The 24654-nt window shown below is 40.7% G+C and carries 23 protein-coding genes and 1 pseudogene; 14 read left to right on the top strand and 10 right to left on the bottom strand.

Features of this window, described 5'->3' with window-relative positions; genetic code table 11:
- Positions 1–82: 82 nt before the first annotated feature.
- Positions 83–214 (bottom strand): hypothetical protein, encoded by a 132-nt coding sequence (locus CDG77_RS38630; protein ID WP_262985168.1) that lies wholly within the window; start codon positions 212–214, stop codon positions 83–85.
- A gap of 340 nt (positions 215–554) precedes the next feature.
- Between CDG77_RS38630 and CDG77_RS37825 the strand changes: the two genes are divergently transcribed.
- Positions 555–794, top strand: coding sequence for a hypothetical protein (locus CDG77_RS37825; RefSeq protein ID WP_223269926.1), 240 nt, complete (start codon positions 555–557; stop codon positions 792–794).
- A 161-nt stretch (positions 795–955) separates the two neighbouring features.
- Here the strand turns inward: CDG77_RS37825 and CDG77_RS22985 are convergent, their stop codons facing one another.
- Positions 956–1633 (bottom strand): response regulator, encoded by a 678-nt coding sequence (locus CDG77_RS22985; protein ID WP_094331683.1) that lies wholly within the window; start codon positions 1631–1633, stop codon positions 956–958.
- A gap of 93 nt (positions 1634–1726) precedes the next feature.
- Positions 1727–2701 (bottom strand): GTPase Era, encoded by a 975-nt coding sequence (gene era / locus CDG77_RS22980; RefSeq protein ID WP_094331682.1) that lies wholly within the window; start codon positions 2699–2701, stop codon positions 1727–1729.
- A 335-nt stretch (positions 2702–3036) separates the two neighbouring features.
- Between era and CDG77_RS38885 the strand changes: the two are divergent.
- Positions 3037–3255 (top strand): annotated as a pseudogene (locus CDG77_RS38885) (hypothetical protein); the annotation flags it as partial.
- 194 nt (positions 3256–3449) lie between these two features.
- Here CDG77_RS38885 and CDG77_RS22970 read toward each other — a convergent pair.
- Positions 3450–4589, bottom strand: a complete 1140-nt coding sequence (locus CDG77_RS22970; protein ID WP_094331681.1) for a succinylglutamate desuccinylase/aspartoacylase family protein — start codon at positions 4587–4589, stop codon at positions 3450–3452.
- 258 nt (positions 4590–4847) lie between these two features.
- Between CDG77_RS22970 and CDG77_RS37815 the strand changes: the two genes are divergently transcribed.
- The 5 genes from CDG77_RS37815 to CDG77_RS22950 all read left to right on the top strand — a co-directional run bounded on the left by CDG77_RS37815 (position 4848) and on the right by CDG77_RS22950 (position 9964).
- Positions 4848–5462, top strand: coding sequence for a hypothetical protein (locus tag CDG77_RS37815; RefSeq protein ID WP_223269924.1), 615 nt, complete (start codon positions 4848–4850; stop codon positions 5460–5462).
- A complete protein-coding gene (locus tag CDG77_RS22965) occupies positions 5459–8545 on the top strand; it encodes a tetratricopeptide repeat protein (protein WP_223269923.1) in 3087 nt (1028 codons plus the stop codon). Before CDG77_RS37815 ends, CDG77_RS22965 begins: the two co-directional genes overlap by 4 nt.
- A 200-nt stretch (positions 8546–8745) precedes the next feature.
- Positions 8746–9093, top strand: coding sequence for a hypothetical protein (locus CDG77_RS22960; protein ID WP_317615932.1), 348 nt, complete (start codon positions 8746–8748; stop codon positions 9091–9093).
- Positions 9090–9509: a type II toxin-antitoxin system VapC family toxin gene (locus CDG77_RS22955; RefSeq protein ID WP_094331680.1), complete on the top strand. Its 420-nt coding sequence runs from the start codon at positions 9090–9092 to the stop codon at positions 9507–9509. Before CDG77_RS22960 ends, CDG77_RS22955 begins: the two co-directional genes overlap by 4 nt.
- 17 nt (positions 9510–9526) lie before the next feature.
- Positions 9527–9964 (top strand): hypothetical protein, encoded by a 438-nt coding sequence (locus tag CDG77_RS22950; RefSeq protein WP_094331679.1) that lies wholly within the window; start codon positions 9527–9529, stop codon positions 9962–9964.
- Between the two features lie 54 nt (positions 9965–10018).
- Here the strand turns inward: CDG77_RS22950 and CDG77_RS22945 are convergent, their stop codons facing one another.
- From CDG77_RS22945 to CDG77_RS22935, 3 genes are all read right to left on the bottom strand, one after another.
- On the bottom strand, positions 10019–10657 hold the full coding sequence (locus tag CDG77_RS22945; protein ID WP_094331678.1) for a histidine phosphatase family protein: 639 nt from the start codon (positions 10655–10657) through the stop codon (positions 10019–10021).
- 701 nt (positions 10658–11358) lie between these two features.
- Complete coding sequence (locus tag CDG77_RS22940; RefSeq protein ID WP_069070399.1) at positions 11359–11541, bottom strand: CsbD family protein; 183 nt, start codon at positions 11539–11541, stop codon at positions 11359–11361.
- Between the two features lie 358 nt (positions 11542–11899).
- Positions 11900–12361, bottom strand: a complete 462-nt coding sequence (locus tag CDG77_RS22935; RefSeq protein WP_094331677.1) for a hypothetical protein — start codon at positions 12359–12361, stop codon at positions 11900–11902.
- Between the two features lie 254 nt (positions 12362–12615).
- Between CDG77_RS22935 and uvrB the strand changes: the two genes are divergently transcribed.
- Positions 12616–14613, top strand: coding sequence for an excinuclease ABC subunit UvrB (uvrB, locus tag CDG77_RS22930; RefSeq protein WP_094331676.1), 1998 nt, complete (start codon positions 12616–12618; stop codon positions 14611–14613).
- 55 nt (positions 14614–14668) lie between these two features.
- Here the strand turns inward: uvrB and CDG77_RS22925 are convergent, their stop codons facing one another.
- Complete coding sequence (locus CDG77_RS22925; protein WP_190234040.1) at positions 14669–14995, bottom strand: hypothetical protein; 327 nt, start codon at positions 14993–14995, stop codon at positions 14669–14671.
- 167 nt (positions 14996–15162) lie between these two features.
- On the bottom strand, positions 15163–15423 hold the full coding sequence (locus CDG77_RS22920) for a chlororespiratory reduction protein 7 (protein WP_094331675.1): 261 nt from the start codon (positions 15421–15423) through the stop codon (positions 15163–15165).
- Between the two features lie 628 nt (positions 15424–16051).
- Between CDG77_RS22920 and CDG77_RS22915 the strand changes: the two genes are divergently transcribed.
- Positions 16052–16252 (top strand): hypothetical protein, encoded by a 201-nt coding sequence (locus tag CDG77_RS22915; RefSeq protein WP_094331674.1) that lies wholly within the window; start codon positions 16052–16054, stop codon positions 16250–16252.
- Positions 16240–17265, top strand: a complete 1026-nt coding sequence (locus CDG77_RS22910; RefSeq protein ID WP_094331673.1) for a response regulator — start codon at positions 16240–16242, stop codon at positions 17263–17265. Before CDG77_RS22915 ends, CDG77_RS22910 begins: the two co-directional genes overlap by 13 nt.
- 38 nt (positions 17266–17303) lie before the next feature.
- Here the strand turns inward: CDG77_RS22910 and CDG77_RS22905 are convergent, their stop codons facing one another.
- Entirely contained in the window at positions 17304–18509 is a 1206-nt protein-coding gene (locus CDG77_RS22905) for a histidine kinase (protein WP_190234039.1), read from the bottom strand.
- 1498 nt (positions 18510–20007) lie between these two features.
- Between CDG77_RS22905 and CDG77_RS22900 the strand changes: the two genes are divergently transcribed.
- The 4 genes from CDG77_RS22900 (at position 20008) to CDG77_RS36755 (ending at position 24632) form a co-directional block, all read left to right on the top strand.
- The gene (locus CDG77_RS22900) at positions 20008–21402 is read left to right on the top strand and encodes an S-layer homology domain-containing protein (protein WP_094331671.1); all 1395 of its coding nucleotides are present in this window, start codon (positions 20008–20010) and stop codon (positions 21400–21402) included.
- Positions 21403–21720: 318 nt separating this feature from the next.
- Positions 21721–22800 (top strand): SGNH/GDSL hydrolase family protein, encoded by a 1080-nt coding sequence (locus CDG77_RS22895; protein WP_094331670.1) that lies wholly within the window; start codon positions 21721–21723, stop codon positions 22798–22800.
- A 13-nt stretch (positions 22801–22813) separates the two neighbouring features.
- Positions 22814–23857, top strand: coding sequence for a M42 family metallopeptidase (locus CDG77_RS22890; protein WP_094331669.1), 1044 nt, complete (start codon positions 22814–22816; stop codon positions 23855–23857).
- A gap of 277 nt (positions 23858–24134) precedes the next feature.
- On the top strand, positions 24135–24632 hold the full coding sequence (locus CDG77_RS36755; protein WP_190234038.1) for a hypothetical protein: 498 nt from the start codon (positions 24135–24137) through the stop codon (positions 24630–24632).
- The last annotated feature ends 22 nt before the right edge of the window (positions 24633–24654 follow it).

Here is a 24654-nt window from a genome sequence, read left to right as displayed (position 1 = left end):
GCAGGATTTTAAATTTTGGGCATTGGGCATTGCTTATTTATTTCTCCCTTGTCTCCATTGATTCCCCAAGATGTTGAGGTGATTATGTCCAGGGGTGGGGTATGGGGCGAAGCATAGAAATATTCTTGGCAGTATAAGGATTAAGGTAATTTATTGCAAATAGAGTCAGAAGTGCGATCGCCTCTACTAATACCAATTTAATGTGAAGTTGCAAATATCTCGATCCCCCTAAATCCCCCGATAAATTGGGGGACTTTGATAGATGTTTTTCCGGTTCCACCCTTAATAAGGGGAGCCAGCACGGTCTTGGGGGTTTCCCCCATGAGCGACTGGCGTGGGGTAGGGGGGATCGAATTCTATGCAGCTTCATAAATAATTGGTATAAGACTCAATCCCCACTAAAAAGTCGTTGACTCCTGAACTTTTACCTAAATATCTAACTTAAAGCTATATCACCTTATTACTTATGATAGTTACTCAAACTCACTTGGATGAGTGAAAGTTATGAGAGTGATGAGTGAGAGTAAATATACTTAGTAACTGAGGTTCAAAGCATGGACTCAACAGTTGAGGTTCAAACTGTGGATTCGTCCTGGTCTCTTCCACTGCCGTTGAAAGAGTATGCAATGAGCCGAGTAACTGTCTACTTTTATAGCGACAGATGGGTTCCGATTAAATATTGTTTTTTGGAAAAGGCTATTTCGCTTTACCATAAGGCTAATTTAGAAGGTAAGGAAATATTATTATTTCCTGATAATGTAGACCCTAATCAATTCTCAAACTCTTTTAACTAAAATGCATTGAGGTAGACTATTTTTCAAACATCTCGGCAACAAATAAATCTCTGATAAAGGCGTACTTGTGTACGCCTTTACTTATAAATGGGATTAAAATATTGACTCAAGTCATATTATCTACGTCAAAGAGCGATCGCGTATTTTGCTGCATTTGTTTTCTAAACCAACCCAGAACGCAATGCCACAACTGCTGCTTGCACGCGATCGTCCACGGCTAATTTATTCATAATCCCTCTGACGTGAGTTTTGATGGTGTTGGGACTGAGATAGAGTTTTTCGGCAATCTCTGGGTTACTCAACCCGTCTACCATGAGTTTTAAGACTTCTAATTCGCGTCCAGATAAGTTGGCGTTGTTGCTGGTGGGTGCAGGCGGTTTGAGATTATCAATTACTCGTCGCGCAATTTGAGGATCGAGATAGGCTGCACCATCAACTGCGGCTGCGATCGCACTTAACAATCGTTCTACACTTGCACCTTTGATACAATACGCATCTGCACCGCTAGATAGTGCCGCAATAATTTCTGTCTCTGTTTGATGAGATGTCAGCATCACTACATGAGTTGCTGGCAGTGCTGCTTTAATTTGCTGTGTCGCTGCAATGCCATCCAATCGCGGCAGCCCAATATCCATAACCACCAAATCGGGTTTCAGTTGCAGTGCGGCCTGAACTCCCAAATAACCATCTTCTGCTTGTCCAACAATCTCCAACTGAGGATGAGCCATTAATGATTGTTCTAATCCCAATTGCATCATCGGATCGTCTTCGACAATTAACACCCGCAAGGGCGGAGCATTAGCCGGTAAATTTAAGGTATAGCGAATATCTAAAGACATTTTTATTAATTAAGAGTCATTTTTTATTTGTCATTAGTCATTAGTCATTAGTCATTAGTCATTTGTTAATAACCAATGCCCAATGCCCAATTTTTATTCTTCGACGCGATAGCCTAACTCTGCTAGACTAATCCGCGATTGTCTCCATTTTGGCTGGACTTTGACAAATAATTCTAAGTAAACTTTACCAGCTATTAACTTTTGGATTTGTTCGCGGGCTTCACTACCAATTGCTTTGAGCATTGTTCCGCCTTTGCCAATGAGTATGCCTTTTTGAGAATCGCGCTCGACGTTAATAGTAGCAAGTACACGGGTAATGCTGGGAGTCTCTTCTACTAGGTCAATTGCGATCGCTACTGAATGGGGTACTTCTTCACGAGTCAATAATAAAATTTGTTCTCGGATTAATTCACCCATAATAAAGCGTTCTGGCTGGTCAGTTACCAAATCTGGCGGGTAGTATAATGGCCCAATTTCTAAATGTCCAATTAATAATTCTTGAAGTTGCGGTAATCCTGCACTAGTCTTGGCAGAAAATTTCACGATTTCCCATTCATGAGACTGGGCCATCTGAGCGTAACTATCATCTAAAAACTGAGAATCGGTTGGTTGTTGGTCGGTTTTATTCACACCCAGAATCACCGGTGTTTTGCTGCGACAGAGCAATTCGGCAATATAGCGATCGCCCGCTCCACAAGCCACCGCTCCATCTACCACAAATAGCACTACATCTACCGATTCAATGGCAATTTTGGCATTTTGCACCAATACTTCACCCAATTGATGATGGGGCTTATGAATTCCTGGTGTATCTACAAATATTAACTGCGCCTCTGGTGTAGTTAATATACCGCGCAAACGGTTACGTGTAGTTTGGGCTACAGGGGAAGTTATGGCAATTTTTTGTCCTACCAATTGATTCATTAAAGTAGATTTACCGACATTTGGACGACCAACAATGCCAATAAAACCTGATTTAAATTCAGGAGGAGCCTGTGGGATTGTGACTTCTCCTGAAAAAGAGAAGTTGTAATTTTCAATACTAGTCACCTTTGGCTCCACCCTCATATTTTACAGTTGGTATAACTTGATTTTTTCTTAGACACAAAACAGGCATAAAATTACCCTGGCATTTTTAGGGATTGTTTTTGCCGAGGTTTAATCTACTACTGGCTCTACACTTATATTTTACAGCTGAGATAACCTTAGTTGTAGAATTCAGGAGTCAGAATTCAGTAGTCAGAATATAAAAAAAATCAAACTCCAAATTTACCTCATTTCGTCGGTAATCATCCCAAATCCAGATAAATTCTGACTTCTGGCTCAGGAATTGCTGAATTCTTAGACTTTATTTTGTTTGTAGGCACAAAACAAAAAGTATAGGACTGCTTCACCATTAGCAAGCACCATTAGATAGATTAGTTGCAACAGCCTTTGGCGTAGCGGCGGTTAGTCTCATTGCCGAGGGTAAATACGATCGCATGGTGACATGGCAAAATCGCCAAGTATTAAGTGTACCAATTACAGAAGCGATCGCTCAATATAGCGCTGTCGATCCCAATGGTACTTTGGTTAAAACTGCTCGTGGTATAAGAGGATGTTTGAAAAGTGGCTGGCTGTAATTTTTGGCACTTATTGATGCCCCCTAACCTCCCTTAAAAAGGGGGGAACTGCAATTAAAGTCCCCCAATTTATCGGGGAGCCACCGCGTTGGGCAGCGAGCCACTCTTGTTGCACGTGGCGTAGATTTAGGGGGATCTAAAACGTTTTGCTACCGAGAAGAGGACTTTTCAAACATCCTCTAAATAACTGGACTTTAGACTAAAGTCCAGAAAATAATCCCCAATACAAACTCGCCTTCATTTACAGCTTGATTTGTTGCGACATCATAAACCAATCCATCTTGTTGAGCGCAGACATCAATGACACTAGGTAAGTTACCTTCTTTATTAAAACTGAGAATTTGATACAGATTTTCTCCAGCTTTAAACCTACTACCTAATGCTATTCTGGATTGAATCATCCCACCTGCGATCGCATAATATTTTTTCCGATTGCTGCTAGATGCAAAAGTCATCTCATGAGTTTTTCTGTCATCCGAGAAATCAGGAATTTGCAATACACCTTTTTGTGCTAGATAGTTTTTTACACCCCGTACACCTTTGGCGACTGAATCAGGGTTCATTTGCATTCCTGAGCCTAATTCCAGTGTCCAAGCTTCCACATCAAACTTGATTTCTCTACCAATATCTTTAAAACAAGCTTCCAGCGCTAACCAAGGTTTGATAAAAGCTTCATCAAAAGCATCACCATCATATTTATTAAGTAAGATTCCAAAATCAAGCAGGAAGTATTTTGCACTCTCTTCTCGATTTCGGAAGTAATAAAGGTAGTCTAATGCTTGATTTGTAGAACTGTGTAAATCAATTAAGTAGTCTGCATCTAAACTGAGATTTTGTAGTTTATAGCTAAAAAGTTCTGTGTAGGGTACTGCACTAGAAGAATTAATTTTATCTAAAACTTTTGCAAATTTTTGCTTAATTATAGTTAGATAATTTTGTCGAACGACCTCTAGAGCGAGATGAAGTTGAGATTTAGCAAAAGCTACTAAATCATCAGCTTCTTTCTCGTAATCCCAAAATATGCGATTCCAGTCTTTGGCTTCATAAACGCAGTATCGCCCAGGGGAAAAATGATGAGCGCGTTCATTCGTCCCCATCGGATTACAAACGGGAACTAACCAAATTTCTCCAGCTAAATCTGTATCATTTATTGTTAATAAAAACTCAATTAGCTGGTGAATTACGGCATTACCAGCAATTTCTGCACCGTGCAGATTTGATTGAATGTATACCTTTTTACCAGGTTTAGCGCCGATGAACTTGTATAGTTGTAAGTATAGGCGATCGCCCGAAGCCATTTGACGTAATACAATGCTTTCAATAACTGGCAGCATGAAATAACTCGGTGATGATTTGAGTAAATTATCGCTGTATCTGTACTGAATTAAAAGCTTAAGTAAGTAGGCAAGAATAAATCAAAGTAGATTAAGTAATATTAAAAATCTTGAAATGAGTTCGTAGTGAGGGCTTCAGCCCTCAAACGAGGACTAAAGTCCTCACTACAAACCTTAATTTCATTTGCGTAATCAGCTGACCTCTGCGTGAATGACTAGGATAAGTTAGCATCACATTAACTAGTGTTGGCAGTAGTTATGGCGCAGAATTGGTTGCGAATCACACATCAATACTACAAAATTCAACTTTCTTGGCAACGCGGATATGAAAGTCCTCGTTTTGCGTCAGAAGTCGCCTTCCAGCAACCCTTCGATGAAGAAAATGCGGCTGAGTTGCGCTGGTATTTAGAAGATTATCTGAAGTTTCCTTACGGGATTTATCCAGATAACGCTGTAAAAATTGAACAAAAATTACAGCATTGGGGACAACAGCTATTTGAGCTAGTATTTCGCAGTACAGAGAAAGGAAGAGAGTTTTTTCAAGAAGCGACACGAGAAGGGCTAGATAACTGTGAACTGGGCATCATTTCTGATAACGCCGAAGTGCTGAACTTGCCTTGGGAGTTGCTATATTCCCCCGACTATCAATTTCTTGCACCTTCACTGGCGGGGATGTATCGCAGTCTCAGCAGTCAGGGCGTAAAAGCACCATTGCCAGCAATGCCCGATGACCAACTAAATATTTTACTAGTTATTGCCCGTCCTTACGATCGGCAAGACGTTGGGTTTAAAACCATTGCCCGTCCCCTGCTGGCGGCGCTGCAACCGATACGACAGCGAGTCAATCTTAAGGTATTGCGCCCCCTAGCTTGAAAGCATTTGAAGCAGAACTGCAAGCGAATAAGGGTTTTTATCATATCGTCCATTTTGATGGACATGGGAATTTTGACAGCGAGACTCAGGGAGTTTTAGTTTTTGAGGATGAACAGGGAAACGAGCAAGCTGTCAGCGCTAGGGAAATTGCCCAATATTTAACAGATTGTCGCGTGCCAATTTTTGTACTGAATGCTTGCAAGTCTGGACAAGTAGGGGAAGAAGCTTTTTCTTCTGTGGCGGGACAGTTGGTGAAATTGGGGGCTAAGGGTGTGGTAGCGATGGCATACACAATTAAAGCCAAAGGTGCAGAACACTTTATTGGGCGGTTGTATGGGGAATTAGTCAGGGGAGAGTGTATTGCTACAGCCGTTGCTGCTGGGCGTAAGTCCATGTCTATTGACAAAATGCGCCCCAGTCCCAAAGGAAATTTACCTTTACAAGATTGGCTTGTGCCGGTGTTGTATCAGCAAGAACCCTATACGCCTTTTGTTCCTAAAAAGACAGCACCCAGTTTTGCTGATTTGATGGCGCAAGCAGACAACACCCCAGAAAGTAGCAAAGCTGTAGGTTTACCTGATGAAAGTGCTTATGGTTTTATTGGGCGGGATTATGAGATTTTGCGTTTAGAGAGAGCATTTCGGCAAAATCATCTGGTTTTGGTGCAGGGAATGGGCGGCGTTGGTAAAACTGAGTTAGCCGCAGGTTTCGCCCGCTGGTTAAATGACACTCAAGGACGCACTGGCGGTATGTTCTTCACCTCCTTTGAACAGGGTGCGGGGTTGAGTCAGGTAATTAACCAAATTGGTAGGGCGTTAGGCGGTGAAAGATTTTCCCAAATGATGCCAGATAACCAAGAGGATGTGGTGCGGCAATATCTGCAAACTAATCCTTGCTTGTTGATTTGGGATAACTTTGAACCTGTCAACGGTTTCCCTACGGGGAATGAACCATTATTGAGTGGGGAAGAGAGAAACAAGCTGAAGCGGTTTCTTAAGGAATTGCGGGGTGGTAATTCTTGGGTATTAATTACCAGTCGCCGCGAAGAACTTTGGCTTGATTGTGGGTATAGTTTAATCAACTTGCGGGGGTTGTCTCAAGCGGATGCCCAAGAGTTAGCCGCGAAGATTTTGCAAACGGTGGGTGTGGAGAGAAAGAACCTGCCGGCAGAGTATTTGGACTTGTTGAAATTGTTGGGGGGACATCCCTTGTCTTTGCGGGTGGTGTTGCCGCATTTAAAGACACAGACACCTGTGCAGTTAATTGAGGCACTGCGGCGGGGGTTGGATACTTTTAAAGGTGCTGAGGAGGAAGGTAAGGATAAGTCGTTAACGGTGTCTTTAGATTATTCTTTTGCCAAGTTGTCAGAAAAGGCGCGGCGACATTTACCATTTTTAGCTCTCTTTTCTGAGCGAGTTGCTGCACCAATACTCCAAACTTTGATAGAAAATGCCGAAGATGGCTTTGGACAGTTATATTGTGCTGTGTTCGGTGAAAAGTTGCAAATACTAGATTGGCTTAAAATTCTCAATGAAGCTAGTGTCACAGGTATTTTAGAACATTTGGGACAGACAATCTACAAGATTCATCCAGCATTACCTTGGTATCTGCGCCAGCAATTAAACACAATGGCTTCCCAAGAGGTAATTAACGAACTTGAAAAAAAGTTGCTGATTTTCTACGCTTTATTTGCAGACACCTTCCGTGAAAAACTTATAAATAATGCGAATCTAGCAACCTTTGTCCTCGAAACGGAAGAACCAAACCTTTTACAAAACCTACGCCTTGCTGAACACCAAAAAAAATGGGATTCTGCTCAATATATTTTGCAAGCCTTAAGAGAGGTATATAACCGAACAGGGCGGAACCCGGAATTTTATTGTTTACGAAATCGAGAGTTAAAACAGATTGGCATCCATTTGGCAGATGTAAAAGCAAAAGGTCAAGATGCTCTTGATTTTTGGATATATCTACGGAATACGAATGCAGAAGAGGCAGTTAAAAAAAGTGAGTTAGAAATTGCAAGGAAAATTTATCAAGAACTTTTAGATGAACTAACAGTTTTAGAGGATTACTCACTGAATGATAAAATTGCTGTCTTACTAAACAATCTAGGCAACGTTGCAGAGAAGCAAAAGCAGTTCGATCAAGCACAGTCTTTTTACCTGAAAACTCTCAGGATTAGAGAAGATGCGGGAGATTTGTACAAAGCTGCTAGTACTTATCACAATCTAGGTGTACTAGCACAGAATCAGGAAAAATTTGATCAAGCCCTTGATTATTATCTTAAAGCTTTAAAAATTTATCAACATGCGGGGGATTTTTATAAAGCTGCTGGTACTTATCATCAACTGGGCAGGTTAGCCCAAACTCAACAACAATTTGATCAGGCGGTTGATTATTACTTTAAAGCTTTAAAAATTTATCAAGATACAGGAGATTGGCAAAACACTGCTCATCAATATCACCACTTAGGCAGAGTAGCACAGCAGTATGGGCAATTTAATCAGGCACGTATATATTACCTTAGTGCTATGAAAATTGATGAAGATATGGAAGATTGGCATAGTGCTGCTACTGACTATCATCAATTGGGTATGCTTGCTCAGGAAGGAAGACAGTTTGATGAGGCAAATGCCTATTATTTGAAAGCTTTGAATATTTATGAAAATCTAGGTGATTCATACAACGCTGCTAGTGAATATCATCAATTAGGCATGGTTGCCCAGAAAAAAGAGCGATTTAATGAGGCTATTAAGTATTACCAAAAAGCGTTTGATATTTATCAGCAATTAGGTGATTGGCGCAAAGCTTCTATGGCCTTATTTAAATGGAGTAATGTGTTAGAATCTCAAGAAGATAGGGTAGAAGCTTGGCAAATCTTTATTTGTATTTTAAAAATTTATTTTGAGCATAGAGAAGAGTGGATTAGTTCGGATATTAATGATTTAGCCCGAATACTTAAACTTTTGGGAGAAAGCCAGTTTCAAAACATTTGGCGCGAGGTGACGGGTGAAGAGTGCGCTGGAGAGGAGCGCAAGGTAATTTGGGCAGCGCGAGATAGGCTAGAAACAGAGTCGTAGGGTGCAGTGCAAGATTTATTGCCAACGTCAAATCATTCATAAGTTTTATTTAAGCATTGGTTGCGATCGCATAAGCGTTTGCCACAGAAACGATCGTTTTCATAACCAAAATCATCATTTTCATAACCAAAATCATCGTTTTTATGACCAAAGCGATTGTTTTGGTCACGACAAGGTGGTTGTGGTTATTCACAAGTGCAATGCCTACGACGGGCTACAACTACGCAACATATACAGCAGCAGTGTTCTATCCTAGAAACAAAAAGGGCAAAAGTATGCAAGCCTACAAGCTAAACGCCACAATTGATGAATCAGGTCATTTAATTATTGACGAACCTCTAAATATTGCTCCTGGAAAAGTGGAAGTGATTATTTTGCAGGCAGTTCCATCCTTGGAAACCCCTACTGAGTCACAGCCAGAAAAGCCGAGAAGAAAGTCTAAAGTCAAAGCATTTGAAGGTTTATTTGAAAATGCCCCACCGACACCACCAGACTTTGACGCAGACCAAGCCCGATGGGAAGCTTTAAAAGAGAAACATAATCTGTGAAAATCTTGTTAGACACCAACATCATTGTAGATGATGCCCTTGAGCGTGAACCTTTCCTAGAAGCAAGCGAACAAGTGTTGGTGCTAGTTGAGCAAGGACAGGTAGAAGGTTATATTTCCGCCTCAACTTTTAATGATTTGTATGACATCATCCGTAGGGCAAGAGGTCGAGAGTGGACACTTATTTATTTAAGGCAGTTGGTCAACTTCTGCCGTGTCGCCACCCTAGATAGTACCGCAATCAACATGGCACTAAACCTTAACTTTAGAGATTTTGAAGATGCTATTCAATACAGCGCTGCGGTACTCAATCACTTAGATGCTATTATTACTCGCAATCCTAGAGATTTTCCAGTTGCTACTCCCAGAATTATCACACCTGAAGAGTTGATTCAGGAACTAACAAATACTCCATAAATAATTAAGTCAAATATATGAATGCCCAATTAACCTCTGTGGAAATCCAAGAACTTCAGCAACTTCTCCAAAACGACACCCCAGCACAACATGCACTCACTACCCTTCAACAACACAACGGCAATCTAGAAGCAAGTTTTGATGCACTTTGGCAGGAGAAAGTTGGCACAACAGATTATAGTAGGGGCAAAAAATCTCTTTTACAACTCACCCTCGACGAAATCCGCGCGGAAATCTGTGGTGATGATGGTTTAAGGGGCACAATCAAAGAATACACCAAGAACCCTGGTAGTTCTTCTCTGCTCAATAGTATCATTGGCTCACTGGTTGCCGTTGCAGCAGTACATGGAATACCGATTGATGGTGCGATCGCCACAATTGTCGTATTATATATTATTAAAATTGGGATAAACGTTCTCTGCAAATACACCGAGCCAGATAGTGAAGCAAAGTAAGGTCAAAATAATAACTCCTAACTCTTGTACAGACGCGATCAATCGCGTCTCCCCTCACGTCCCCGGTAAATTTCGTAATCGTTCATCCAAATGACTGCGGTCTGCCAAAACCTTTACCAATGGCCCATGTGAAGAAAATTCTACAATACTGACCGAAGCCACAGGGCATCCCAAACGAAAACGGAAGCGTCCCACGTCAACCCCCAGAAAACTACACAGAAGAATTCTGATGGTTGCCTTGTGTGAAACGACTAAAACATTGCCACTAGTGTAATTTTGCTTGATTTCTTCAATTACCTGCAAGGCGCGAGAAGCAATTGTAACCGCCATTTCTCCTCCATTTGGCGCATTCCAAGCCGGGTCTGCTGACCAGCGAATATAATCATCGTGATATTCACGGCTAATTACTTCCGGCGTTTTTCCTTCCCACTTACCATAGTTGATTTCTTTTAAACCATCTCTGAGTTGTGGTTCTATCTTTATTGCTTCACACAAAGGTTTTGCTGTCAATACAGTTCGCCGCATTGGACTACAAAATATTGCTGTCCAATCCATAGAACTATATGCGTCAGCAAAAGCCTTTGCCATATCCAACCCTTCTGGAGTAAGTTCTGAGTCTATGGAACCACAAAAGGAATTGTTGCGACTGCATTCTGTCTGTCCGTGACGGAGGAAATAAAGAGTTAGGCTCACGGTAATACTCTCATCGATTTGTAAATTTCAGAGCGCTAACAATCAGATGTAGCTGAAGATAGTTAATGCCTGTGGTATATTACTACGAATTTTCTGATATTTTAAATAATTTTCAAAGCAAAGTTACCTTAGACCCGTCGTAGACATTGCCATTCAGCGATCGCTTATTTGATAAGTTGTATGTTTAAACTATAGCGGTTATCAATTGCATGGAATACAGACCGAACAAGACTATCCCCAACGCTACAAGGGTTGGGAAGTAAGATTCAAAGCCTCTCTTTTAAAAAGAGGAGCAATATAAGTCAGGTCAAAGTGCATTATAAGCTAAACCACATCTAGTTTGCATATCTAAAATTTTCATAACTCTTGTGGGGTGGGCATATTGCCCGCCCTAATTATGCAATTTAAATGTGGAACAGCTTATACAAACGAGAAGTGCGATAATTGCTTATATTTATAAAGTTGAAAATTATAGAGATTATTACTAATAATTTTATAAAATAATTCTGTCATGTAGAGACGTAATCAATTACGTCTCTACATTAGTTCTGCAAAATCAAGCTAGCCCTTTATCTTTTAATGCTTGCTAAGAAGATAAAAAGGGTTTTAGCATTGAGTCTTAAACAATCCGTACTCTTTTGCAAAAATGGAATCCACCCCATTTGTATCCCATAACTTTCTACAAAAAAGTCATAGATTGTTTAGTCAATATTTTTCTTCACATTATCTTTTACGTCTTCAATTCCATGACGTACTTCGCTTTCAGCTTGCTTTGCCTTACCTTTCGCTTTATCTTCTGGATCTCCAGTGATATTGCCTAACGCTTCTTGGGCTTTACCTTCAACATTTTTAGCAGCTGCCTTTGCGCGATCTTCAATACTCATTTTGTACTCCTGGATTTAATGAAAGATTTCTTTTAAAGCTATAAAGTAACTTTGAAATCTTTTTCTTATTTACTCTTATACATTAACTTAAAGTTTTTGCTAAAGCCTTCCACCACAAGACATATTCTAATAATTCGTAATTCGTAATTCGTAATTCGTAATTTGTAATTAAGAAAGTTAGTTGTAGTAAGCATCCTGGCTATTGGTTTAATGTAAATTAAAGTAAGAATAGTTAAGTTATCTATGCTAAAAGACATAGAACAAATGTAAATATGGTAATCCCTTTTTTTGACTATTTAACTAAAAACCCAGTTTCGTAGAGAAACTGGGTTAATAAAGTTATGGAGATATTTTTTGTCTAATCTAGAAAACCCATCAGGCTTTCAGAATTATCAACTTCATTTGATGCTATAGGACGATTACCGAAGGTGGAATAGCTTTCATCAATTACCAATAAACTTGAGCCAATTGGACGAATCCCAGAGAGATTGATACTTTCAACGACTTGAAATGTATTAGCACCAATTGGACGAATACCCATTGAGTTATAGGTTTCAACTACTTCCAAGGTACTGGTGCTAATGGGACGCACCCCAGCAATTGAGAGGTGTTCAGCAACTTCTAAGTCGCTAGCGCCTATGGGACGAATTCCAGAAATAGCAAGTGTCCCAGAAGCCCCCACTGGCAGTTCTTCCTCGACTCGATCGGCATTCAAGCTCTGGTCTTGTTGATTTTCAACTTCACCTGTAGTATTATCCCCTGGAGACTTGGCAGGCTTTTGCCGAGAATTGATTGCTTTGCCAGCGCCGCTAATAGTCATAAACGAAGACCTCTGGTTTGTTAATTGAATTTTACAATAATTAAGGAAAGATGAAATTTTTTCCCATATACCTTAAGAGTTTAACCTTAAAAAACCTTATATAGATATAAGAATCTTTAAAACTGATACATAAGTAAATTTTAATTAATAACTTTTGTAAATAAATATTACTATTTAGTTGGTCTAATAGTCCCGCTAGAATGGATACAGGGCGGAATCGTCACCATGAGATAGGGTATTTCCAGCAAAACTGTATGACAGAATTTTGTCTTCAAGCTCCCTTTAGTCCGACAGGCGATCAACCACAAGCGATCGCACAATTAACTGCTAGTATCCAATCAGGCAACCGTTACCAAACTTTACTAGGAGCCACTGGAACCGGTAAGACATTTTCGGTAGCAGCAGTTATAGAGAAAATTGGCAAGCCTACTTTAGTTCTCGCGCACAACAAAACCCTGGCTGCACAGCTTTGTAACGAGTTGCGAGATTTCTTTCCCAACAACGCAGTCGAGTATTTCGTCAGCTACTACGATTACTATCAGCCAGAAGCGTATATTCCCGTTACCGATACTTATATTGAAAAAACGGCGGCGATTAATGATGAAATAGATATGTTACGGCATTCAGCGACGCGATCGCTTTTTGAACGCCGTGATGTCATTGTCGTAGCTTCCATCAGTTGCATCTACGGTTTAGGAATGCCAGCAGAATATCTAAAAGCTGCCATTCCCCTTCAGATAGGTATGGAAGTAAATCAACGCCAGATTTTAAGAGATTTGGCAAACGTTCAATATAGTCGCAACGACATCGAAATGGGTCGAGGAAAGTTTCGCGTCCGAGGTGATGTCTTAGAAATTGGCCCAGCTTATGAAGACCGAATTATTCGCGTCGAATTCTTTGGTGATGAAATTGATGCGATTCGCTACATTGACCCGGTGACAGGGGAAATTCTTAAGAGTTTGGAAGCTGTGAATGTTTACCCTGCGCGTCACTTTGTCACACCAGAAGAACGCTTAGAAGGAGCTTGTCACGACATCGCCTCTGAGTTAAAACAGCAAAAGCTAGACTTAGAACAAGCTGGGAAACTATTAGAAGCACAACGCATAGATCAGCGTACACGCTATGACTTAGAAATGCTCCGCGAGGTAGGTTACTGCAACGGCGTTGAAAACTATTCCCGTCACTTAGCAGGAAGACAAGCGGGAGAATCACCAGAATGTTTAATTGATTATTTTCCTAAAGATTGGCTATTAGTTATTGATGAATCTCACGTTAGCGTACCACAAATTCGTGGTATGTATAACGGCGATCAAGCTAGAAAAAAAGTTTTAATTGAACATGGATTTCGGCTTCCTAGCGCTGCTGATAACCGTCCTTTAAAAGCCGAGGAATTTTGGCAAAAGGTTAATCAGTGTGTTTTCGTTTCCGCCACTCCCGGAAATTGGGAATTAGAAGTTTCTGAAGACCATGTAATTGAGCAAGTAATTAGACCAACTGGGGTGGTCGATCCAGAAATTTCTGTACGTCCCACAGAAGGGCAAATTGATGATTTGTTAGGAGAAATTAAAGATAGAGCCGATCGCCACGAACGAGTATTAATTACCACATTAACTAAGCGGATGGCGGAAGATTTAACCGAATATTTGCAAGACCACGGGATCGGGGTACGATATTTACATTCAGAAATTACTTCTATTGAGCGCATTGAGATTTTGCAGAACTTGCGTGAGGGAAAATTTGATGTTTTGGTTGGTGTTAATTTGCTGCGGGAAGGTTTAGATTTACCCGAAGTTTCTTTAGTAGCAATTATGGATGCAGATAAAGAAGGTTTCTTAAGAACCGAGCGTTCCTTAATTCAAACTATTGGTAGAGCCGCCCGTCACGTCCAGGGACAAGCGATTTTGTATGCCGATAATATGACAGGTAGCATGATTAAAGCTATTGATGAAACAGATAGGCGGCGTGGGATTCAAACAGCACATAATCGATTGCATGGGATTACACCACAACCAATAGTGAAAAAATCAAGTAACGCGATTTTGGCTTTTTTAGATGTATCTCGGCGGTTGAATGCAACTGATTTGAAAGTTGTAGATGAACATCTAGATGAATTGCCATTAGAACAGATTCCCCAATTGATTACTCTGTTAGAAGCGCAGATGAAAGAGGCGGCGAAGAAACTGGAATTTGAAGAGGCGGGTAAATTGCGCGATCGCATTAAGCATCTGCGAGATAAAATGCTAGGACGTTAAGTGAATCTTATCCCTCTCCTAAAAAACAGTATTTGCTCGGGGCTGAGGAATGAGTTCAAAACCTCAAGCTAGAGCCTTTTTTTTGAAGGTTATTGATAACTCGTTCTTGGTAACGTTGTTCATAATAATCCATGCCAATATGTTGATAGTTACCTCCAGATATCCAAAGTCGATAGAAAATTCGTGCCAGCTTATGAGCAGTAGCAGTGATAGCTTTGGGTGTACCAAGGCGAGAACGTAAACGACGATAAAAAGTACCCAAGGCAGAATTGCTCTTGCCTGCTGTTTGTGCGGCCATCCAGAAAGCATTTGCAGCAGGGTTAACCACCAAGCGAGTTTGAGAACTTTTAAGTTTACCCCCAGTGATGCGATTCTTGGGCAAAGACTAAGCCAGGAAGTAAAGTGTTTAACAGTTGGAAATCGGGTAGGATCTAAAGAATCTGGATATAAAGCTGCTTAAAAATCTATCAATCATTTCATCGCGGAAGTAGCTTACCTAAACACAAGCTTTTTTGATTTTATCAACAGCATCAAACATTGACCAAAAAGTTACTTTTCTAAGCGAACTGCATACCATTGCAAATATTGCCCAGTCCCAATATCTAATTCGCAACTTGTGTCTAGTAAATACTGTGCTTGAGCTTCAAATGTGTCAAATTTTTGCACATCAGGTGGTAAGTCTTGACTTGTGAGCTTTTGGAGAGTTGTTTTAAGTTTCTCTAATAACTCAGGCTGTGTTAAAAACTGTTCTTGTTGATTTGTTTCTAGAACAACAAAATTATCTTGGTGATACATTAATGGATCTGGCATTTTTAAGAATTTGGTAAATGTAAATAGATATTGATTGTTTTGTAAGAACTTCTGGTTGTTGGTGCGGCCAAAAAAATGGCGATTGTTATATAGTATCTATAAACTAATTATAGTATTTAGTTGTTTAAGATTATTAATCTGTATTTAGTTATGTTTATCTAATCTTAGCTAATAAATTGCTGTTTTCAATTATTAAAACCCTATTGTTTTAATAATTGAACTCATATATAATATATATTTAGTTGAATGAAATAATCGTTCTTACTAAATTTATTAAACCAGAAAGAATAAATTCCAAGATAAGCTTTACACCAAGCTAAATGTCAAGTTTATGTAATTATACTAAACTTTCATAGACATTACCTAATAAACTAAAGAAATTTGAGTCAAGTGAGATTAGTATTTAGTATTAGCTATCTCTAAGCGCACTTTGGCAATGGCTTTGCCCTACCTCATGAGGTTTCGAAACTAACTACAGAACTACATAATTAAGGTGTGTATTTGCAATTCTCAAAAAAACTGTAATTTAACTTTAACAATGGGGAAATATAAAAGTAACATTTTCTCCCATAATCAAAGCCGAACAAAAAGGTAACAATTGCCTTCGTGTTCCAATTATAGATTGTCTATGCAACTTAGTTATCTACCGCTTGCTTGGCTCAAGAACATTGAGCAGTCTATTGTCAAACAACAGTTGATTTTGAAGCCAGACACACCTTTGCCGCAAATCCTGGCATTGATGAAAAGAGCGATCGCTCCCATGCGATTGAGTTGTACAGCCTTTTTCAGAATAATCCCGCAATTGGAAGGCAACTCATGTCAGGCATAAGCCCATTTTCTGTTTCTAAGCAACCACCACTGATCTTAGTGGCTGATGATGACAAGACCATCCGAGTATTGTTGCGTAAAGCTATGGAACAAGAAGGTTATCGAGTGGTTGAGGTCAATGACGGTAAGCAATGTTTAGATGCTTACGAGACTATCAGACCTGATATAGTTTTGCTAGATGCCATAATGCCTGTCATGGATGGGTTTACCTGCTGTAAGCACTTGCTCCAAATTGCCAGGAATAATTTAATCTCAGCCCTTGCAACCTTTGATACTGACTCTACCCTTAATAATACTGTCATCTCCAAGATATGGGAGCGTACTCCCATATTGATGATCACATGCTTGGATGATGAGGACTCCGTAAACCGTGCTTTTGATGCAGGAGCAACTGATTATGTTACTAAGCCAATTCACTGGCCTGTATTGCGTCAGAGGTTGCGGCGACTGCTACAGCAAGCGCAAGTATACAAGCAATTAGGGGCGGCAAACCAAGCTTTGCAGCACCTGGCCAATGTAGATGGCTTAACTGAGTTGGCTAATCGTCGCCGTTTTGACGATTATCTCAATACTCAGTGGATTAATCTCGCACAAGAGGGATCTCCTTTGTCAATGATTTTGTGTGATATCGACTATTTTAAATTTTATAACGATAAGTATGGCCATCCTGCTGGGGATATCTGTTTACAAAAGGTGGGTGCTGTCTTAAACATGAAGGCGCAAAAACATCAAGATTTAGTAGCACGTTATGGTGGCGAGGAATTTGCTGTGATTATGCCATACACCCATGCATTTGGTGCAGTTCACGTGGCCGAAGTGATACAGGCGGGAATCAAAGATTTGCAAATTGTTCATGATGGATCTGCGGTGAGTCAGTATGTCACTCTCAGTATGGGCGTGGCGACTATTGTCCCTACTTGGGAATCTTCACCTTCAGATTTGATTGTGCAAGCAGACAAAGCACTCTACCAAGCAAAGGCGGGAGGGCGCGATCGCATTGTTTCAAGTGATTAATAGTCATTTGTCATTTGTCATTTGTGAACGACCAATCCTTAAGAAGGATAAACTGGCAGGGTGAAGTGGAACCAGGCTCCGTTATTGGGGGCAGAGTCCACCCAAATTTGGCCATAATGTGCCAAGATAATACGTTGGCATAAACAAAGACCAATGCCGTAACCTTCTTTACCTTCATCCCGTTGCAGGCGGAAGTGGTTTTCAAAAATGCGATCGCGATTCTCTACAGGAATCCCAGGCCCAGTATCGCCAATACTAAACTGAACTTTTTGAGTAGTGCGGTGCAATCCGGCTACGCTAATCTTGCCACCTTCTGGAGTGTATTTGATGGCATTATCCAACAGATTTACTACCACTTGGCGAATGCGTTCTGGGTCGGCATATACATAAGGTAGGTCATTAGGAATATCTGTTTCTATCTCTTGGGCTTTGGCGGTGTAGCGATCGCACAATTCTTCGATTACATCCAAGCATACTTTACCTAGTTGTACCTTTTGTGGTATAATTGGAAATTCTGTGTCTTTACCACGACCTACCTGCAAAAGGTCGGCAATCATTCGGTCAATGATCTTAGTTTGATTGCGGGCTTGTTTTAATAAATGCGCCGTCATAGTTGGTTTGAGGCGGTGGAATTGCCCTGTCTCTAGATTATAATTAGATTGGAGGGTTTCCATTGCGATCGCGGCCGCAGTTAGGGGATTGCGAAGATCGTGCGCCAGCATAGCAATCACCCGATCTTTAAACTGTAGCTGCTCTTGGAGATTATCTTTTTCCTGTTTCAAGCGAAAAATTTCGTCTGAAAGTCGGATTAGTTCAGCAGAAACAGCAACTGAATGGATAGTGGATTTGGGTAAAGTCGCCCGACCATTTTCGTCCATACGTTCTTGCAAGTCTTCCTGTAATTTTAAATAAGCGTCTACAGCGACTTGCCAGCGAGGCCACCAGATTTTCAATTGCGCTATGATATTACTCCCAGCTAAAACCTGTCGTGGTTCAGGATGGATTTTGATTAAAGCTGGCGTTGCTACCAACTTAAAATGTTCTGCTAAGTAGGGTTGTTGTTCAACATCAATAATTTGAAGTTCAAAACTATACTCAGCCTGCAATTCTTTTAAGTAAGCGCGTATTCGCTGCACCTGTTGTCGGGACTTTGGGCGACCATCGACAAATAGTAGCAGCTGGAGTGGAGCCTCAGAATAAATAGGCCGATCCTGGGAAACTTGCATGTAATCGTGTTTCAGCACTGGTAACAACCCGGTGACGCTTTACAGAAAGTAAAATGGACTGACGGTTGTCAATGGTCGTTGTTTTCTCTTCAATTTAATATCTATTTTAGATTTTTAATCCTCTTATCAGTTGTGCGTTTTGACATAAGACATATCTTTTCAGCCTTTTGTGCTTTTTTGGGTAACTTCGTCTCCAAGAAACACCCAAGTCCCTTGAATATAAGTCTTAATTTGCCCTAGATAAAAATTTTTCGCTAGAGCCAGCACGTGAAAGGTTTAACACTATGTCAAATCAGCTAGTGGATCGGCATGTCAATTTGAATACTCGCTTTGAACAAGCCATCGCCCAACTAAACGCAGATGCTAATTGTATCTAATCTATCAGGAAGCTGTTGACTGTTCAGGCCAAATTTGTAGAGGGTTTTCTCAACCGCCAGTGCATCAGATGAAGTGTTTTTTTGCCTTTACCCAATCATTAGTAAGATTGAGAAAACAGCTATAGCTGACCTTTGCACTGCCTCTATAACTTGCGAAACATACTCTGTAGCTAGCTTTTATTTTAAGAACCGCTACCCTATCCCAGAAGAACAGGGAGAAATTGCCTAAGAGAAAGCTTGGGATAACATAGAGACGATCGCACTTTTAGAGTTAGTAATCACTGCTTTCGAGACTTCCAGGAAGCTCTTGACTGACAGCATAAGTAACACTTTCCCCAGGAAATCTATTTTGTAGATATTAGGGAAACTGCTGCGACACTTGACTGCTTTGCCTATAACCCCAGTCGCCAAGAATAACGAACTTACGCCAAGTTCCTGGAATTGCTTAACACTGGCACTTTCCAGCTATTGCCTTATTCAGCTTACCATCGTCAGATGAATAATTTCCAGAATCGATTGTAAGCCAATATTTAGCGAACTCTATTTGTTCCCCTCCTTGGGTGATGCTAAGGGGGGCTTTAGTCCTAGTCTATCACTTCAGTTGCTTGGCGATCGCATTAAGCTAGTGCATCTAGAAGTAGATTAAAGCTTTTGGTCGCTAAACTGTTCTTTGGCGAGTTCTCACTCAGTTCTCCCCTCTGCCAATTGAATATTTCCAGAACTATCTAAAAAATGGATTCTCAATTTAGTACTTTAGCCCATTCTGGCTCCTGAATCCTGAATTCTGTTTGATAAAACTCTTGTCTAGCAAGTATTTCAGATTTATTTCTATTTTTTTTCCAAAAATGTTAGTTTGCCAGAATTTTAGGGAATTCTATAAATAAGCATGGGGATTATCAAAACCTAATGGCTGTAAAACAAAGACAATACGGTAGCTTTTGCTACCGTTTACTCATTTTTAGAGATATCATCTTCACCAACAGAGATATTTGCTAAGAATGAAGTGCTGAGTCGGTAGTGTCCTTGGATGATATTGAGAGGCAAAGGAGCAGAAAAGAGTCGGGAGAGAAAATTCCCAATGCCCAATTAATGAACAGTCTGCGCTAGGGTAGGAATTGAAACTCAATTTGTGATTTCCTGTGCTTCCCTGTAAACGTCCAGCTGTATTTCTAATTTGGGCTGTTCTACTGACTTCTTTAACAGCCTGTGCTAATAGTCCAGTCGCCAAAAATCTTGAGGAATCTTTGGCGGCAGATCCTAAGCTACAAAGCAATCCAGTTGTTTTTGGAGAATCTCAGCGTAACCAACCACAAGCACAGTCAAACGCATCAACAGTTAAGTTACCATCTGATTTTCCTAAAGATATCCCACTATATTCCAATGCCAAACTACAGGAAGTTACACCTGCTAGCGGCTCAGAAAACAAAGTCTCAACTCGCTGGTTGACTTCCGATCCCAGCAACTTTATTGCTAGCTTTTATCGCAGCCAGTTTCAAACAAATAACTGGCAGATTTTACAACAGCCAACAGATGATGCGGGAGGAGCTTTTGAAGCACGTCGCAACGATTTGCTGTTGAAGGTTTCTATTCAGCCTAAATCAGTTACTAACGCCACACCCAATCAACCCCAAACCGCCACTGAATTAGTGATTGAGTACGTACCGAATAGTATTGCTACGGCCCAACCTACCCCAACTACAAATTCTAACGAAACTACTAACGCCGTTCCTCAACCAGGAAATTCACAGTTTATTGGCCCAGTACCACCTGCAAACTTGGCAGCACAGCCACCAAATACGGCTAATAACCCAACAACTCCTACAACCACAGCCGAATCTCAGGAATTTAACGATCTGAATAAGGTACCGCAAGAATGGCGGCAACATATCCAAGACTTAGGCAAATTAGGTGTTTTGTCTACAGAGCCGAATGGTAATAAGAGTAATTCTACTACCACAAATAACCAGTTTGAACCCAGTAAAATCGTTACACATCGGGAATATGCCCGTTGGCTAATTGCTGCTAACAATGCTCTGTATACCAGCAATCCAGCTAAACAAATTCGCTTGGCATCAGAAAGCACTCAATCCGTTTTTAGTGATGTTACCGCAAAAGACCCTGATTTTCCAGCGATTCAGGGATTAGCCGAAGCTGGGTTAATTCCCAGTCCTTTGTCTGGAGATTCTACAGTAGTTCTGTTTCGTCCTGATGCACCCCTAACGCGGGAACAATTGCTGTTGTGGAAATTACCCCTAGATACTCGCCAAGCTTTACCCTCTGCTAACTTAGATACAGTTAAACAAACCTGGGGTTTTCAAGATGCAGCCCGAATTGATCCCAAGGCTTTAAGATCGGTGTTGGCTGATTACCAAAATGGCGAACAATCAAATATTCGGCGGGTGTTTGGCTATACGACTCTGTTTCAACCCAAAAAACCAGTAACTCGTGCTGAGGCTGCTATGACTTTGTGGTATTTCGGCAGTCAAGGTGAGGGTGTGTCAGCTACTGAGGCTTTGAAATTAAAACGAAATTAAAGCGATATCTACAAAGGGTTACGCCATTCTGTTGCGGTTAGTTCATCAATAGCAGAAAGTGGTAAATGCCGAGACTTTAGCATGGAAAATTTGCAATTTCTTTGTAATAAACTTATTTTTTATCAAGAAAATGTAAATCTAAGTATTTTCAGCGTTTTTACCTGTGTTTGATGAATTTTTGAGGCATAGTTAAGCAAAACAACGTAAATTAACTCGATAGACTTACTGAGTTTTGAAGTAAGTCTATTGAGAAGTTGTCAGACTACCGCCTTTTCATTACTTTGAAACAAACTAAAAAATACCACAGGTAAAACAAATATGAAAAAACAAGCTATAGCCGCAGGATTTGTTCTCTTATCTTTCATGTTACCGCTCAAGGCAAGTGCGGCGAGTTTTAGCAAATTTTACGTATTTGGCGACAGCCTTTCTGATACTGGCAATGTCTTCGCTGCTACTGGTGGTTTAGTCGCTCCGACAACAGCCATTCCCCAAGATCCACCATACTTTCAAGGACGTTTTTCTAATCAGCAGGTTTGGGTAGACTACCTTGGAGATCAGTTGGGATTAACACCCTCTCCATACATTACTTTAAATCCTGCTATTCCCAACCAAGGAATTAACTTTGCTGTGGGCGGTGCTAGTTCTGGTCAAGGTAATGCTGTTGTTCCTAATGCACCATTACCGGGAGTACTAGAGCAAGTCGGCTTGTTGACGCAACCCATTCTACAAGCTAATCAGAAGCTCGATCCAAATGCCCTCTATGCTGTATGGGGAGGTGCAAATGATTATGTGTTTGGTCAAGCTACTAATACGACCCAAACAGTTCAGAATTTATCAGATGCAGTAGGGTTACTTGCCTCATCTGGCGCAAAAAATATTTTAGTATTTAACTTGCCTGATTTGGGCAAAATTCCCCTGGCACTCGCTACAGGTCAATCAAACAACTTGACTGCCTTAACAAATGAGCATAACAAGGAATTAGCAGAGGAACTGGACAAATTTAGCAATAATCCTGACCTCAATCTGATTTCTGTGAATGTGTCTTCCCTATTTAATCAAATACAATCAAATCCAGGGGAATTTGGATTTCAAAATGTGACTAATCCTTGCGTAGTCGGGAATTTTCAGACAATCATCAGTGTATGCTCTCAACCAAACGATTATTTGTTTTATGACTCCGTGCATCCAACAACTAATGCTCATAAGTTAATAGCAGACACTGCACTGGCGGCAATTGAGGCTAAATCTGTTCCTGAACCTTCGATAAACTTGGGGATTTTAGCGCTCGGTGCTTTTGGTGCAGTCGGAGTTCTGAAGCGTCAACAAAAAAGATCGGTACTTGTGTCAGTAGGTAGGGTTGTTGATGCACAATTGTCTCATACAACAGTTCAAAACTAAACTAACTGTATTGATGTGGGATTACGATCGCTTATTTGAAATTATTGAAGAATTAGTTATGCACCATTCTCCGAGTGGTGTAGAAACTGAGATTAACCAGTTGTTGATGCAACGATTTACGGCGCTGGGTGTACAAGTGTGGTGCGATCGCGCCGATAATATTATTGCCAAGATTCCAGGGAAAAATCCAGACGGAGCGATCGCAATCACGGCACACAAAGACGAAATTGGTGCAATTGTCAAGAGTCTCGGCGATGCAGGTCGTGTGGAAGTTCGTAAACTCGGCGGCTCTTTTCCGTGGGTTTACGGCGAAGGCGTTGTGGATTTATTGGGAGACAATGAAACCATTAGCGGTATTCTCAGCTTTGGTTCCCGCCACGTTTCCCATGAATCTCCTCAAAAAGTGCAGCAGGAAGATACTACTGTGAAGTGGGAAAATGCCTGGATTGAAACGAAGCTGACATCTGCTGAATTAGAAGCAGCTGGCATCCGACCTGGAACTAGAATGGTAATCGGCAAGCATCGCAAGCATCCAATTCGGTTAAAGAATCATATTGCCAGTTACACCTTGGATAACAAAGCCTCTGTTGCCATTTTGCTAGCTTTGGCTGAAAACCTGAAACAGCCAGTTGTTGATGTTTATTTAGTAGCTTCAGCCAAAGAAGAAGTAGGAGCAATTGGGGCACTATTTTTTACTCAAAATCAACGCTTGGATGCGTTAATTGCTTTAGAAGTTTGTCCATTATCCGAGGAATATCCTTTTAAAGATGGGGAAAGTCCTGTACTTTTATCTCAAGATGCTTATGGGATATATGATGAGGGGTTAAATGGACAACTGCGCCAATCAGCTAAACAACTAAATATGCCAGTACAGTTAACGATACTGAGCCAGTTTGGTAGTGATGCTTCCATTGCGATGAAATTTGGTCATGTTGGGCGTGCTGCGTGTTTAGCATTTCCTACCCAAAATACTCACGGCTATGAAATTGCTCATTTAGGAGCGATCGCAAATTGTATTGATTTGTTAAAAGCTTTCTGCGAAACAGAGTTTGAGTGATATGTGGAGGCTTTGATTGGAAGGTAGCGATCGCATTAACCCAAAATAGCTAACATCATCAAATTCATAGTGTGTCATATTCTGCATCATCAGGATTATCCCAGATTTTAAGCAGAACTGATTCAGAGAGTTTTGCTGCTGCAAAGGTAAGGCTATGATCTGTATTTTGCCGATCCAAAGAATCAATAAAATCTTCAACTAGCGAAACTTCTTCAGGAGGTAGCTGGCAAATTTTTTTAAGTAACCTTTGCTCTCAATACGGTTCGGATAAGGTTTTTTGATAAAAGTTATAGATCGCAAAGACGCGATAAATCGCCGTCTTTACAATAATCAGTCCTTTGTCTTGACGGCGATTTATCGCGTCTCTTCCCTTAACCGAAGCGTATTGCGTGTAGCCCAACCCAGGCATCGCCCACTACCAGTTTCAGGTAAAAAGAGGATGGATGCGATGCCTACGGTGGGCTACGCCAACGCATTTATAGATTTGGCGATCGCAATTGCTATTTCGGAGTACGCATTTGCTATTTCGGGGTATGCAATTGCTATTTCGGAGTACGCATTTGCTATTTCGGAGTACGCAATTGCTATTTCGGAGTACGCAATTGCTATTTCGGGGTATGCAATTGCTATTTCGGGGTATGCAATTGCTATTTCGGGGTATGCAATTGCTATTTCGGAGTACGCAATTGCTATTTCGGGGTTCGCATTTATTGATTTTGTGATTACTGTTGCTGATTGTACTTATTCTCAAACAACAAATCGATATGAAAAATGAGTAAAAACACAGGCAAACTCGT

Origin of the sequence: Nostoc sp. 'Peltigera membranacea cyanobiont' 213 (assembly GCF_002245975.1) — a bacterium.
Lineage (GTDB): Bacteria > Cyanobacteriota > Cyanobacteriia > Cyanobacteriales > Nostocaceae > Nostoc.
This window is presented reverse-complemented; position numbering and strand designations above follow the sequence as displayed.